Origin of the sequence: Mycobacterium vicinigordonae, from assembly GCF_013466425.1 — a bacterium.
GTDB classification, from domain to species: domain Bacteria; phylum Actinomycetota; class Actinomycetes; order Mycobacteriales; family Mycobacteriaceae; genus Mycobacterium; species Mycobacterium vicinigordonae.
In genome coordinates this window covers 1,423,773-1,438,507 of record NZ_CP059165.1, presented here as the reverse complement: position 1 = coordinate 1,438,507, position 14,735 = coordinate 1,423,773, and the positions used below count along the sequence as shown (strand labels likewise).

At 68.4% G+C, this 14,735-nt stretch carries 9 protein-coding genes; 5 read left to right on the top strand and 4 right to left on the bottom strand.

Annotated elements, in window-relative coordinates; all coding sequences use genetic code 11:
- Positions 1-10 precede the first annotated feature (10 nt).
- Positions 11-907, bottom strand: a complete 897-nt coding sequence (rfbD, locus tag H0P51_RS06330) for a dTDP-4-dehydrorhamnose reductase (protein WP_180917134.1) — start codon at positions 905-907, stop codon at positions 11-13.
- 63 nt (positions 908-970) lie between these two features.
- On the opposite strand from rfbD, the gene H0P51_RS06325 reads away from it, so the two are divergent.
- The 5 genes from H0P51_RS06325 to ctpC all read left to right on the top strand — a co-directional run bounded on the left by H0P51_RS06325 (position 971) and on the right by ctpC (position 9,710).
- Positions 971-2,446, top strand: coding sequence for an LCP family protein (locus H0P51_RS06325; RefSeq protein ID WP_180917133.1), 1,476 nt, complete (start codon positions 971-973; stop codon positions 2,444-2,446).
- A 46-nt stretch (positions 2,447-2,492) separates the two neighbouring features.
- Entirely contained in the window at positions 2,493-3,179 is a 687-nt protein-coding gene (locus tag H0P51_RS06320) for a TIGR03089 family protein (protein WP_180918780.1), read from the top strand.
- Between the two features lie 363 nt (positions 3,180-3,542).
- Positions 3,543-7,151: a PE family protein gene (locus H0P51_RS28840; RefSeq protein WP_213016728.1), complete on the top strand. Its 3,609-nt coding sequence runs from the start codon at positions 3,543-3,545 to the stop codon at positions 7,149-7,151.
- Positions 7,152-7,251: 100 nt separating this feature from the next.
- A complete protein-coding gene (locus H0P51_RS06310; protein WP_180917132.1) occupies positions 7,252-7,533 on the top strand; it encodes a DUF1490 family protein in 282 nt (93 codons plus the stop codon).
- A gap of 80 nt (positions 7,534-7,613) precedes the next feature.
- Positions 7,614-9,710: a manganese-exporting P-type ATPase CtpC gene (ctpC, locus tag H0P51_RS06305; RefSeq protein WP_180918779.1), complete on the top strand. Its 2,097-nt coding sequence runs from the start codon at positions 7,614-7,616 to the stop codon at positions 9,708-9,710.
- Between the two features lies 1 nt (position 9,711).
- On the opposite strand, the gene H0P51_RS06300 is transcribed toward ctpC, so the two are convergent.
- The 3 genes from H0P51_RS06300 to H0P51_RS06290 form a co-directional block, all read right to left on the bottom strand.
- Complete coding sequence (locus tag H0P51_RS06300) at positions 9,712-12,564, bottom strand: MMPL/RND family transporter (protein ID WP_180917131.1); 2,853 nt, start codon at positions 12,562-12,564, stop codon at positions 9,712-9,714.
- Positions 12,561-12,956 (bottom strand): MmpS family transport accessory protein, encoded by a 396-nt coding sequence (locus tag H0P51_RS06295; protein WP_246398728.1) that lies wholly within the window; start codon positions 12,954-12,956, stop codon positions 12,561-12,563. Before H0P51_RS06295 ends, H0P51_RS06300 begins: the two co-directional genes overlap by 4 nt.
- Positions 12,957-13,025: 69 nt before the next feature.
- Positions 13,026-14,732, bottom strand: coding sequence for a fatty acyl-AMP ligase (locus H0P51_RS06290; protein ID WP_180917130.1), 1,707 nt, complete (start codon positions 14,730-14,732; stop codon positions 13,026-13,028).
- Positions 14,733-14,735: the final 3 nt, after the last annotated feature.

The following is a 14,735-nucleotide window of genomic DNA, read 5'->3' as shown; positions in this document are numbered from 1 at the left end:
CGGCAGAACGTCAGTCACGCGTAGAGGGTAACGGTACGTCGGCGCCCGTCGCGGCAAGTGCCGCGACAAGTGCACTGCGCCAAGGGCGTAGCGGTGTCAAGCCCGCCGCGCCCCACTCCCGGTTGGAGAGCGCTGAATAGCACGGCCGCGCGGCCGCCCGCGGGAATTCGTCGGCACTGCACGGACTGACCCGTTGCGGGTCGGCGCCGGTTTCCTCGAACACTGCGCAGGCCTGCTCGTAGCGGGAGACCACACCCTCGTTAGTGGCGTGCAGCACGCGACCGCGAACCGCGCTGTCGGCCAACTCCAGCAGCCCCGCGGCCAGGTCGGCGGAGTAGGTGGGAGAGCCGGTCTGGTCGCCGACTACCTTGATCGGACCCGCACCGGCCGCCAGCCGCTGCATCACGGCGACGAAGTCGCTGCGGTCGATGCCGCCGGTGTAGACCCACGCGGTGCGCACCACGACGGCGTCGGGCAGCGCGGCGTGCACCGCCCGTTCCCCGGCCAACTTGCTGCGCGCGTAGACGCCCTGCGGCGCGGTGGGGTCGCCCGGCTCGTAGGGATGTGGTGGTGCGTCCCCAAAATCGCCGTTGAACACAAAGTCGGTCGAGACGTGAACGAGGTCCGCCCCGACCCGCGCGCAGGCCCTGGCCAGGTGCTCCGGGCCGGCGGCGTTGACGGCGTACGCGCCGGCCTCGTCGGTCTCGGCGCCGTCGACATTGGTGTAGGCGGCGCAGTTGATCACGGTGTCGCCGGCCTGGATCAGCTGCTCGGCCAGCACAGGATCGGTGATGTCCCATTGGGAGGAAGTCCTGGCCAGCACGTCGCGGCCAGCGCGGGTAGCTTGCGCGGCCACCAAGCTCCCCAACTGCCCCCCCGCACCGGTGACCACAAGCCTGCCCGCCATGGTTTGAGTCTGGCACGCCGAGGCGAGCTACCCGGAAACACGATGTTGCGCAAGTAACCTACAGTGATGCCTGCGCAAACTGTGGCTCGTGTGATTCGTGTGGTTTGCACCGTCATGGCGGTGGCCGTAGTGATCGGCACCGGCGTGGCCTGGAGCAACGTCAGGTCCTTCGAAGACGGCATCTTCCACATGTCGTCGCCCTCGCTGGGACACGGCGGCGACGACGGCGCCATCGACATCCTGCTGGTCGGCCTCGACAGCCGGACCGACGCACACGGCAATGCCCTGACACCCGAGGAACTGGCGACCTTGCGCGCCGGCGACGAGGAAGCCACCAACACCGACACGATCATCCTGGTCCGGATCCCTAACAACGGGAAGTCGGCAACCGCGATCTCGATCCCCCGCGACTCCTACGTACAGGCGCCCGGCCTGGGCAAGACCAAGATCAACGGCGTCTACGGGCAAACCCGTGAAGCCAAGCGGACCAGCCTGGTCAAAGCCGGCGCCTCGGCCGCCGAGGCCGCGGCCGCAGGCACCGAAGCCGGACGGACGGCCCTGATCAAGACGGTGGCCGACCTCACCGGAGTCACCGTCGACCACTACGCCGAAATCGGCCTGCTGGGCTTCGCCCTGATCGCGGACGCGCTCGGAGGCGTCGACGTATGCCTCAAAGAGGCGGTGTTCGAACCCCTTTCGGGCGCCGACTTCCCGGCCGGCCGCCAGAAGCTGAACGGACCCCAGGCACTCAGCTTTGTCCGGCAGCGCCACGAGCTGCCCCGTGGCGACCTGGACCGGGTAGTGCGACAGCAGGTTGTGATGGCCTCGCTGGCGCACCGGGTGATCTCGGGTAGGACGCTGTCCAGCCCGGCCACGCTCAAGCGGCTGGAACAGGCGGTGCAGCGCTCGGTGGTGATCTCGTCGGGCTGGGACATCATGGACTTCGTCCGTCAACTGCAGAGCCTGGCTGGCGGCAAGGTTGCGTTCGCCACGATCCCGGTGCTCGACGGAGCCGGCTGGAGCGACGACGGCATGCAGAGCGTGGTGCGAGTGGATCCGCACCAGGTGCAGGACTGGGTCGCCGGGCTGCTGCACGAGCAGGACCAGGGCCACACCGAGGAACTGGCGTACGCGCCCGCCAAGACCACCGCCAACGTGGTCAACGACACCGACATCAACGGGCTCGCCTCCGCCGTCTCGGATGTGTTGACCGCCAAGGGCTTCACCGCCGGGACAGTCGGCAACAACGAGGGTGGCCACGTCAAGAACAGCCAGGTGCGCACCGCCAAAACCGACGACCTGGGCGCCCAGGAAGTGGCCAAGCAGCTGGGTGGCCTGCCCGTCGTCGCGGACTCGTCGATCCCGGCGAGAGCGGTGCGGGTGGTGCTGGCCAACGACTACACCGGTCCCGGATCCGGCCTCGACGGCGGGACGGTGACGCCGGTTCGCGCCTCGACCGTCGGCGCCGCGAACTCGACCGCGCCCGCGCCGTCGCCAATCCTCACCGCGGGTTCGGACAACCCGGAGTGCATAAACTGACCACTTCGTGGGGCAACTAACACTCAGCGGAGCGATCCTGGACCCGATGCTGCGCGCCGACCCCGTCGGCCCACGCATCACCTACTACGACGACTCCACCGGTGAACGTATCGAGCTTTCCGCGGTCACGCTCGCGAACTGGGCCGCCAAGACGGCCAACCTGCTGCGCGACGAACTGGGCGCCGGACCGGGCAGCCGGGTTGCGGTGCTATTGCCGGCGCATTGGCAGACGGCGGCGGTGTTGTTCGGGGTGTGGTGGATCGGCGCCGAGGTGATACTCGACGGCCCCGCCGATATCGCGTTGTGCACCGCCGACCGCCTCGATGAGGCGGATCTGGTGGTTGCCGAAGGCAGCGGCAATGGTGATGTGGCGGTGCTGTCGCTGGACCCGTTCGGCAAGCCGGCTCCCGACCTGCCGATCGGTGTCACCGACTACGCCACCGCGGTGCGGGTGCACGGCGACCAGATCGTGCCCGAAGCACAGCCCGGCCCGGCGCTGGCCGGGCAGTCGACCGCGCAGCTGCTAGCGGCATGTGCGCAATCGGCGGCGCTGCACGGTCTGACGTCGGCGGACCGGGTGCTGTCCACCGCGTCGTGGGAACGGCCCGAACTCTTGGTGGACGGTTTGCTGGCAGTGCTGTCGGTTGGGGGGTCGCTGGTACAGGTGGCTAACCCAGATTTGGCGACAATCCAGCGCCGGATCGAAACCGAGAAAGTCACCCGCAGGCTTTGACGCATTCCACGGAACAAGTCCGGCGAATGTCAAATTGTTTGACAAGGCGAATCGATATCCGGCAGTTGTTTCACGCCACGTTGTGATAAATGGACCGCCGCGTCCACGGTGGACGTAGATGAACTGAGCTACAACATGATTCGTCCAGGTAATGCATCAAGACGCCGCCCGTGTGAATTTTATTGACAAATCATTTGATTTTTATTTGAAGAACTAAAGAGTCTCGTCATAGATATTTCGAAAAGCCACTTCTGCCCTAAATTTGACCTATAGCATCCGGACGTCGATGACTGGTCATTGCGCGAACCGGGCCGCAATCTGACCACTCCGGAATCTTATTGTCGGCGCGTCATGGAGGAATAGGTGTCGTACGTCTTCGCAGTGCCAGAGGAAGTTGCCGCCGTCGCCGCTGAGCTGGCCGGGGTCGGTTCGACGGTCAGCTCCGCAACACATACCGCCGCCACGGCGACAACGGGAATGGCCGCCGCAGCCGCCGACGAGGTTTCAGCGGCTATCGCCGCGCTGTTCTCCGACCACGGCCGGCAGTTTCAGGCGCTACACGTGCAGGCCAATGCCTTTCACGCACAATTCGTGCGGACGCTGACCGGAGCCGGCAGTGCGTACGCGCTGGCCGAAGCGGCCAACGCCGCACCGCTGCAACGTATCGAGGAGCTGGTGCTCGGTGTGATCAACGCACCCACCAACACGTTGTTGGGCCGTCCGCTGATCGGCAACGGCACCGACGGCGCGGCCGGCACCGGCGCGAATGGCGGTGCGGGCGGATTGCTCTGGGGCAACGGCGGCAACGGCGGCTCCGGCGCGGTCGGGCAAGCCGGTGGCCGCGGCGGCGACGCCGGACTGTTCGGCCATGGCGGCAACGGCGGGACCGGCGGCATCGGCGCCACCGGCTCGGTTGGGGCCACCGGTGTGATCGGCGGGACCGGCGGCGCCGGCGCAACCGGCGGGGCCGGCGGCAATGGCGGCATCCTGTGGGGCAACGGGGGCGCCGGCGGGGCGGGCGGCGTCGGCGGCACCGGCGGTACCGGCGGCGCAGGTGCGGCGGGCGCCACGGGGGTCGCCGGCATCGACGACGGCGCGGGTGGCGCCGGCGGCACGGGTGGACAAGGGGGTGGCGGCGGCCTCGGCGGTGCGGGCGGGGCAGGCGGGCAACCCGGGGGGCTATTCGGCAGCACCGCCGGCGCCAACGGCATTGGCGGCGCCGGTGGCACCGGGGGTACCGGCGGCATGGGCGGTCACGGCGGCACCGGGGCCACCGACAACGGTTCGGGCGCCGGAACCGGCGGCGCGGGCGGAACCGGAGGTGCCGCGGGTGTGGGCGGCGCCGGTTACGCCAGTGCCGCGAGCGGTGCGATGGGTACCGGCGGCGCCGGCGGCACCGGCGGTACCGGCGGTGCCGGGATGGAAGGAACACTCGCCGTCGGCACGGGAACCGGCGGCCAGGGCAGCATGGGCGGCAACGGCGGCGCCGGCGGTGGCGGTGGGGCCGGCAACGGTGGCATCAACGGCAACGGCGGCGCCGGTGGCAACGGCGGCACCGGCGGGGAAGGCGGCGCCGGCTTGTCCGGCGCCAGCGGTGGTCGAGGCGGGCAGGGCGGCACGGCCGGCGAGGGCGGCAGTGCCGGCACCGGCGGCACCGGCGGCACCGGCGGCGACACGGGCATTGGCGGCACTGGCGGCAAAGGTGGATTCGGTGCCGACGGTGGCGACGGCGGATACGGCGGCGAAGCCGTCAGCAACGGCACCGGTTCGGCGACAGGCGGACAGGGCGGCGACGGCGGTGAGGGCTTGACCGGCCGCGGTGGCCGTGGCGGCAACGGCGGCCAAGCGGACAACAACGGCGACGGCCACGCAATGGGCGGTGCGGGCGGCGCGGGCGGATTGGGAGCCAGGTTCGGCGGCGACGGCGGCGATGGCGGATGGGCAGTCACATACGGAGCCGGAGACGCCACCGGCGCGACCGGTGGCGAGGGCGGATTCGGAGCAACCGAGGACGGCGGCCGCGGGGGTGTCGGTGGCTTCGCCGGCGCGGCCGGAAGCGGAGACGCCCACGCGGGCAACGGCGGCGCCGGCGCAGACAGCGGCAATGCGTTCGGCGGCCGCGGCGGTGCGGGTGGCGGCGCACAAAACATCGGCAGCGGGGCTGCCTTCGGCGGACAGGGAGCCGGCGGCGGCGCCGGCCCAGCCGGGGGCGGTGACGGCGGGTTCGGCGGTACGGCCGAGACCTCCGGCGGCGGTGCCGCAGTGGGAGGCAATGGGGCCGACGGCCGAGGGGGCGGCACCACCGGCCTCGGCGGCAATGGCGGGCGCGGCGGCATGGCAACGGTTAACGGACCTGGTTCGACAGCGGTCGCCTCCAGCGGCGCCGGCGGCAATGGTGCGGCCGGCACCACCGGAGGCAATGGCGGCGACGGCGGCATCGCTGTCAATTACGGGACGGGCGCGGTCACCGCCGGCGCCGGTGGCAGCGGTGGTGCCGCCACCACCGGCAGCGGCGGAAACGGCGGCAATGGCGGCGCCGCAGCATCGCTGAACGCATCCTCGACCGTCGACGTCTACGGGGCAGCGGCTGGCGCCGCCGGCACCAGCGTGTCTGGCAACGGCGGGAACGGGGGCAATGGCGGCCTCGGCTACACCGAGGGAACCGGGAAGGCGATCGGCGCCGACGGCGCCGACGGAGCTGCCGGCGGCACCAACGGCAACGGTGGCCACGGCGGCGACGCCAGAGGTGCGCAGGGATCCGGCTACCTGTATGCGGGCCACGGCGGCGCCGGCGGCGCGGCGACCGTCGGCAACGGTGGCGACGGCGGTAACGGCGGAGCCGCGAGAAACGCCGGCACAACCGCGACCTCTACGGTCACCGCCGGCGACGGCGGCGCGGGCGGTGACAGCACCTCGGGCAGCGGCGGAAACGGCGGATCGGGCGGCTTTGCGACCCACAACGGCCAGGGCGACGCTGTGGGCGGCGAAGGCGGCCGCGGCGGCAGCGGTGCGACCGGAGGCGGCAACGGCGGTGACGGAGGTTCGGCGTCCGCCGCCGGAGCCGGTAGCGCCACCGCCGGTGCGGGAGCGGACGGCGGCGCAGGCGGCACCGGAGTCGGCGGCAAGGGCGGCGGCGGCGGTGCCGCCGAAGTTACCGATCCCACTTCGATGGGCGCCGCCGCCGGCGGTGCCGGCGGTCGCGGCGGCACCGGGACCACTGGCGGTGCCGGTGGCGACGGCGGCTGGGCAGTCCAGTATGGACTCGGCACGGGCGCTGGCGGTGCCGGCGGCGGCGGTGGCGCCGCTAGCAGCGGCAACGGCGGCGCCGGTGGCACCGGCGGCAGTGTGGAGATTGTCAATGCGTCCTCGTCGCAAGACGCTTACGGAGCAGCGGGGGGTCGCGGTGGCCACAGCGACACGGGCATCGGCGGTGCCGGCGGAAACGGGGGCTGGGCCGCCATCGTTGCCGGGAGCGGCGACGCCATCGGCCATTCCGGCGCGTCCGGCGGCACCGGCGGCGCCGGCGGCGGAGCTGGCGGTAACGGCGGGTTTGCCAACAACGCGGGGTCCGGCGACGCTGTCGGCGGCGACGGCGCGCGTGGCGCCAGCGGCGGTGCCGCCGGCATCGGCGGGGCGGGCGGAAACGGCGGCACGGCAGAAATCACTCACAGCGTTGCCGGAGCGGTGGCCCGTGGCGGCGCGGGCGGGTTCGGCGCAGACGGCGGCGCGGGTGGCGGTGACGGCGGGAGCGGCGGTACAGCGTCTGCCACTGCGGTCAACACCGCCAACGGCGGCAGCGGTGGCGACGGTGGCGATGGCTCACTCGATGGCAGTAACGGCGGCAATGGGGGCAACGGCGGCAACACCAATGGAACATTGCTGGCCACGGCCGGAAAGGCTGGCATGGGGGGAAGCGGCGGCCCCAACGGTTCCAATGGTGGCGACGGCACGCCCGGCATAGTCATCGCGTAGGTCGACATCAACGGCGCCGCCCGGCGCGGCTTTCGGATACATGTTGATATCGCGATATTTTGATGTTAGCGTCGGGGAACTCCCACAGAAAGGCGTGACGATGGCGGTGCAGGTGCTATTCGCAAAGGCGGCTTCGACGGTACTCACCGGCCTCGCCGGGGTCACCGCATACGAAGTGCTGAAGAAAGCCGCCAAGAAGGCGCCCCTGCACGAGACCGCGGTCAAGAGCGCCGAACTGGGCCTGCGTAGCACCCGCAAAGCCGAGGAAGCCGCCGAGTCGGCCCGGCTCAAGATCGCCGACGTGATGGCCGAGGCCCGCGACCGCATCGGCGAAGAAGCACCCACACCTGCCGTCGGGGACGTCCACGACCACGACCACTGATCGTGACGGTTCTTGCTTCGGAGGCGCTCGTCACCGCGGCCGACCGCGACTTGGCGGTGGTCTCCGACGCCGCCGGCCGAATGCGGGTGCGGGTGGATTGGGTGCGTTCGGACTCGCGGCGGGCCGTCGCGGTGGAAGACGCTGTCGCCCAGGTCAACGGCGTTCGGGTGGTGCACGCTTACCCGCGCACCGGTTCGGTGGTCGTGTGGTACTCCCCCACCCGGTGTGACCGCGGCGCCGTGCTCGATGCGATCAGTGCCGCCGAAACCGTTGCCGCCGAGCTGATCCCCGCCAGGGCGCCGCACTCCAGCGAGATCCGCAACACCGATGTGCTGCGCATGGTTATCGGCGGCGCGGCGCTGGCACTGCTCGGGGTGCGCCGATACGTGTTCGCGCGGCCCCCGCTGCTCGGTCCGAGCGGACGCGTGGTGGCCACCGGCGTCACCATCTTCACCGGCTACCCATTCCTGCGCGGAGCCCTGCGCTCGGTGAGTTCGGGCAAGCTCGGCACCGATGCGCTGGTCTCGGCGGCGACGGTCGCCAGTCTGATCCTGCGCGAGAACGTGGTCGCGCTGACGGTGCTGTGGCTGCTCAACATCGGTGAGTACCTGCAGGATCTGACCCTGCGCCGGACCCGGCGCGCCATCTCCGACCTGCTGCGCGGCAGCCAGGACACCGCCTGGATCCGCCTCGGCGACGGCACCGAGGTGCAGGTGGCGATCGACACTGTGCAGATCGGCGACGAGGTGGTGATCCACGACCACGTCGCCATCCCGGTCGACGGCGAGGTGGTCGATGGCGAGGCGGTGGTCAACCAGTCCGCGATCACCGGCGAGAACCTACCGGTGTCGGTGGTCGTCGGGGCTCACGTACACGCCGGTTCGGTGGTGGTCCGGGGCCGGCTGGTGGTGCGCGCGCAGGCCGTCGGCAACCAGACCACGATCGGCCGTATTATCACCAGAGTCGAAGAAGCCCAACATGATCGGGCTCCGATCCAAACCGTCGGAGAGAACTTCTCCCGCCGCTTCGTGCCCACCTCCTTCCTGGTCTCGGGTCTCACCCTGCTGATCACGGGCGACGTTAGGCGCGCGATGACGATGCTGCTGATCGCGTGCCCATGCGCGGTGGGATTGTCCACCCCGACGGCGATCAGCGCGGCGATAGGCAACGGCGCCCGACGCGGCATCCTGATCAAGGGCGGCTCACACCTCGAGCAGGCCGGCCGCGTGGACGCAATCGTGTTCGACAAGACCGGGACGTTGACCGTGGGACGCCCAGTGGTCACCAATATCGTTTCCCTGCACAAGGAGTGGGAGCCCGAACAGGTGCTGGCCTACGCCGCCAGCTCGGAGATCCACTCGCGACATCCGCTGGCCGAAGCCGTGATCCGCTCCACCGAGGAGCGCCACATCAGCATCCCGCCACACGAGGAGTGCGAGGTGCTAGTGGGCCTAGGCATGCGGACCTGGGCCGACGGGCGCACCCTACTGCTGGGTAGCCCGGGGCTGCTGCGCGCCGAAAAGGTCAAGGTGTCCAAGAAAGCGTCTGAATGGGTCGCCAAGCTGCGCTCGCAGGCCGAGACGCCGCTGCTGCTCGCGGTGGACGGCACGCTGGTGGGCCTGATCAGCCTGCGTGACGAAGTCCGAGACGAAGCCGTAGAAGTACTGAACCAGTTGCGGGTCAATGGGATTCGCCGCATCGTGATGCTCACCGGCGACCACCCAGATATCGCCAAGGTGGTGGCCGAGGAGCTGGGCATCGACGAGTGGCGCGCCGAGGTGATGCCCGAGGACAAGCTCGAAGTGGTACGCGAGCTGCAGCAGGCCGGCTACGTGGTCGGCATGGTCGGCGACGGCGTCAACGACGCGCCCGCATTGGCCGCCGCCGACATCGGGATCGCGATGGGTCTGGCCGGCACCGACGTCGCCGTCGAGACCGCCGACGTTGCACTGGCCAACGACAACCTGCACCGGCTGCTCGACGTGCGGGACCTGGGTGCGCGCGCCGTGGACGTCATTCAGCAGAACTACGGCATGTCGATCGCCGTCAACGCGGCCGGCCTGCTGATCGGGGCGGGCGGCGCGCTGTCGCCGGTGCTGGCCGCGATCCTGCACAACGCATCGTCGGTCGCGGTGGTGGCCAACAGTTCCCGGTTGATCCGCTACCGGCTGGATTGACTCAGACCGGCACCAGCTCGCGAGCGGAGTTGGCGCGCCGACGGGCACGCGCCGCGTACTTGTCCACCCGCATCGGCCACCAGAACCAACGCCCCAGCAGGGCGGCAGCCGCCGGGGTCATGAACGCGCGCACCACCAAGGTGTCGAACAGCAGGCCCAAACAGATGGACGTACCGACCTGCCCGATCGCCGTCAGATCGCTACTTATCATCGACCCCATCGTGAAAGCGAACACCAGCCCGGCCGCGGTGACCACCTTGCCAGATCCGGCGACACCCCGGATGATCGCGGTGTTGAGCCCGGCACCGAGTTCCTCCTGCAGGCGCGACACCAGCAGCAAGTTGTAGTCCGATCCCACCGCCAACAACGCAATCACGGTGAACGGCATAACCATCCAGTGCAGCGGCAGGCCCAGGATGTACTGCCAAATCAGCACCGAAAGACCAAAGGACGAACCCAACGACACCACGATGGTGCCAACGATCACACACGACGCCACCACGGCGCGGGTGACTACCAGCATGATGATCAGGATCAGGCTCAGCGCGGCGACCACCGCGATCATCAAGTCATATTTCACCGCCTCGGCGATGTCGTGGTACGTCGGGGCAGTGCCGGCCAGATAGACCGACGAGTCGTCCAACGGTGTTCCCTTCAGCGCCTCCTGCGCGGCATCCAGTTCGGCATCGGTGGTCGCCAGTGCGGTGTTGCTGGCCGGGTCACCCTTGTGGGTGATGATCATCTGCGCGGTCTTGCCGTCGGGTGAAAGCATAAGCGCCATACCCTTTTTGAAGTCCTCGTTACCGAACGCTTCCGGCGGCAGATAGAACAGGTCGTCGTTCTTGGCTTCGTCGAACGCCCGGCCCATCACGCTCGCGGTGTCGACCATGCGGTCCATCTGGTTGACGAACCCGTCGTAGCTGCTGTACATGGTCAGCATCGTGTCCCGGACGGTCGTGGCAACCGCGATCATGGGTGGCAGTTGCTCGTTGACCTTGCGCAACGTCGTGTCCAGCTGCTCGAAGTGCCCGTTCATGGTCTGCATGTTCTCGGCCAACACGTCCAGGTTGTCCAGCGAGTCGAACAACTGCCTTATCCCCCAGCACATCGGGATGTCGAAACAGTGCTTCTCCCAATAGAAATAGTTGCGGATCGGCCGGAACTCGTCGTCGAAGTCGGCGAACTCGTCGCGCATCTTGGCGGTGGTGGCCTGCATGGCCTTCGTGTCGTCGAGCGTCACGTGGTTGATGTTCGACAGGTCGGTCATGATGCCATGCGTCTGCTCCAGGATGGCGATCATGCGGCCGATGTCGTCGATCATCTTGTGCATGTCGCCCATACGCTCCTTGAGGAACTGCATGTTCTCGTTGAGCGGAATCGCCTGCGCGCTCACCTGAAACGGCACCGAGCTATGGTCTATCGGCGCGCCGAGCGGCCGAGTGATGCTCTGCACCTTGTTGATTCCGTGCAGCCGGAAGATAGCCCGGGCGACCTTGTCCAGCACCAGCATGTTGGCGGGAGTGCGCAAATCGTGCTTCGCCTCGATGACGAAGATGTCCGGGTTCATCCGAGCTTTGGAGAAGTGCGCGTCGGAGACCTCGAGAGCTTTGATCGACGGGAGCCGGTCGGGCACGTAATAGCGTTCGTTGTAGCTCACCGAATACGTCGGCAGCACAGCCAGACCAACCAGGGCGGCGATGCAGGTAACCGCCAGGATCGGCCCCGGCCAGCGCACGATCGCGGTGCCGATGCGCCGCCAGCGCCGATTGCTGACGACACGGGTGGACTCCATCAGGCCGAACCGGGTGGCCACCAGCAGCACCGCGGGCGTGGCGGTCAGCGCGGCCGCGACCACCACCAACATCCCGATGAAGCACGGCACACCCAGGGTCTGCAGGTACGGCAGCCGGGTGAAACTCAGGCACAGCGTCGCACCGGCGATGGTCAGGCCAGAGGCCAGCACGACGTGTGAGACGCTGCGGTAGGTGGTGAAGTAGGCAGTCGTGCGATCCTGACCGGCCGCGCGGGCCTCCTGGTACCGGCCGAGGAAGAAGATGACGTAGTCGGTGCCGGCCGCGATCGCCAGTGAGGTGATCAGGCTGACCGCGAACACCGACAGGCCGAATAGGTTCTGCTGGCCCAGGAACGCGACAACCCCGCGCGCGGCGCCTAACTCGACGAATACCACCGCCAGGATCAGCAGCACAGTGCTGATCGATCGGTAGATCAGCAACAGCACGATGGTGATGACGGCCAAGGTGATCAGCGTCATCTTGGTCAGGCTCTTGTCCCCCGCGTTGTTCATATCCGCGGTCAGCGCCGCCTGACCGGTCACGTACACCCGGAGCCCACGCGGCGGAGGATCCCGATCGACGATGCCGCGCACCGCTGCGACCGAATCCTTACCCGTGGTCGTGCCCTGGTCGCCGACCAGGTTGATCTGCACGTAAGCCGCCTTGCCGTCCGCACTTTGGGCGCCGCCGGCGGTGATCCGGTCGCCCCAGAAGTCCTGGACATGCTGCACGTGCGCGGTATCGCGCTTGAGCCGGTCGACCAGCCCGCGGTAGTAGTCACGCGCGGCCGGCCCCAGCGCGGTGTCGCTTTCCAGCAGCACCATCGCGATGCTGTCGGAGTTGAACTGGTCGAACAGCTCACCCTGGCGTTTGAGCGCCCGGTAAGACTGCGACGAGCGTGAAGCCAGTGAGACGGAGTGCTCTTTGCCCACCGCCTCCAGTTGCGGCACGAACACATTCACCAGGACGGTCAGCAAGAGCCAGGCCAGGATGACCGGAACCGAGAACCTGAGCACGAAACCGGCCAGGCCACGCCGCTCGGAGGTGCGATGAAGGCTCACGCGGCCTTCGCCAGACACGATGCTTGGGCGTCGCGGGTGCTCACCGTATGCTCGTCGCGCACAACGCCGTTGACGACAATCCGGCAACCGATGGTGTCACTGTCCCCCTGCGCAACGACGCTGGCGAAGACCGATGTCATCAGGGTGTTGATGTCGAAAGACCAAGGTAAGCTGCTGAATTCAGCTCGCTTCGGTTGCGCGTACTCGTCGAGGTAGTCCACCTGGCCGTGCGTCCCGGGCGGCCCGAAGATCTGGTACACCACGTCCTTGGGTATGACGTTCTTGGACTCGTCTTTGCCGCCGGCAGACGCATTGATGTTCTGCGATCCGAAGATTCCGTGCAGCCGGAAGACGGCGAAGGCCGCGACAGCAAGCACGGCCACCACCACCAGGGGAACCCAGGCGCGCTTCAGTGACTCGACGATGACGGCTCCCTTCCCCCTTCGCGTTGATTCACCGGCTCAGACCTTCGCGGTGTGGGTGTGCGTGCGGGTTGCGACGGCGGACTCACGCAACTCGCCGCGCAGGTACAGGTCGCGGGTCCGGGACCGCTGCACCTTGCCCGATGAGGTCTTGGGTAGCTGCCCCGGGTCCAGGAAGACCACCTCGGCAACGGCCAGGCGGGTGCGGGTCCAGATGATTCGCCGCACTTGCTGATCGTGATCCGGGTCCGCCGAATTCCGTTCGGCGGCAACGACGATGTCCTCGGTGAGTTCTCCGGGCACGGAGAATGCGACTACGTTTCCCTTTCGGATTCCGGGGACGTCCGCGGCCGCCCACTCCACGTGGTGGGGATCATAGTTACGGCCGTTGACGATCAGGATGTCCTTTCGCCGCCCGGTGATGAAGAGGTCGCCGTCGTGGATGAATCCGCGGTCACCGGTCGCCAGCCACCCGTCCGGCAAAAACGCCGACGAGGTGGCCTCGGCGTCGCCGAAGTAGCCCATAGCCAGAGACGGCCCCCGGAATTGGACGTCGCCTACCCGTCCGGCGGGTAGCTCATGTCCCGCGTCGTCGACGATCCGCAGGGCGTGCCCGTCGGCGAACACCCGGCCGCTGCTCACGAAGGTGAGCGCGGCGGCCCCGTCGGCCGGCGAGTGCACCACTCCCCCAGCGTGATAGGCGTCCGCGGCGGCGCTGAGCCGGCGGAACCGGCGGTCCAACCGGTCCAGGGTGATCCCCAGCGTCGCCTCGGCCATGCCGTAGCCCGGGACCACGGCCTCGGGCCGCAAGCCGTGCGGCGCGAACCGCTCGATGAACATGTCCAGGGTGTCGGCGTTGATTGGTTCCGCGGCGCAACCGAAGACCCGCATGCTGGACAGATCCCATCCCGTCTCGGGGGGCTGCGCCTTCTTCGCCGCCAGGGCGTAGGCGAAGTTCGGTGCGAACGACATGGAACCGCGTTTGGCCGAGATAGTGTCCAGCCAGCTGCCCGGGTCCCGCAGAAACCCGAGTGTGGGCAGGAACGTAGTGTTCAGTGAAAACATCAGGGGAGCAAGCATTTTGCCGACAAGTCCCATATCGTGATACAGCGGCAGCCAGCTCACGATATGGTCTTCGTCGTTGCAGCCCAGGGTCGATACGAACGATTCGATGTTGACCCACAACGCGCGGTCCTTGACAACCACGGCCTTCGGCTTACCGGTGCTGCCGCTGGTGAACTGCAGAAACGCCGTCTGGTCGGCCCCACGGGCCGCCGGATCCAGGAGGTCGTTGCCGGTGTCCAGCGCATCAGCGGGCGCGACCGCCGACAACCGCGCACGGAACCGCTCACCCAACTCGAGTGCCTCGTCCAACCACTGCGGGACCACCAGTCCCGTCACTCCCACCGAATTCATCAGCGTGGCAATGTATTCCAGATACGAATCTTGCTTTCCAAAGCCGACCGGCGGGTAGAGCGGGACGGGTATCGCTCCCGCCCACATGACGGCCAAAAAGCCGGTGACGAACTCTTTTGCGTCGGGCACAATGAGGGCCACCCGATCGCCCCCGACGATGCCGCGGTCAGCCAAGACCGCCGCGGCGCGGGCCACCGAATCGCGCAGGCCGGCAAAGGATACGAAAGTTTCCGCACGGTCGTCACCGATGAACGCGAAGCCGCGCCGGCTGTCGGTCGAGCCCTGCTCTAGGGCGTCCACGACAGTCATCGGGGTGTGGGGTTGCGCCATTTG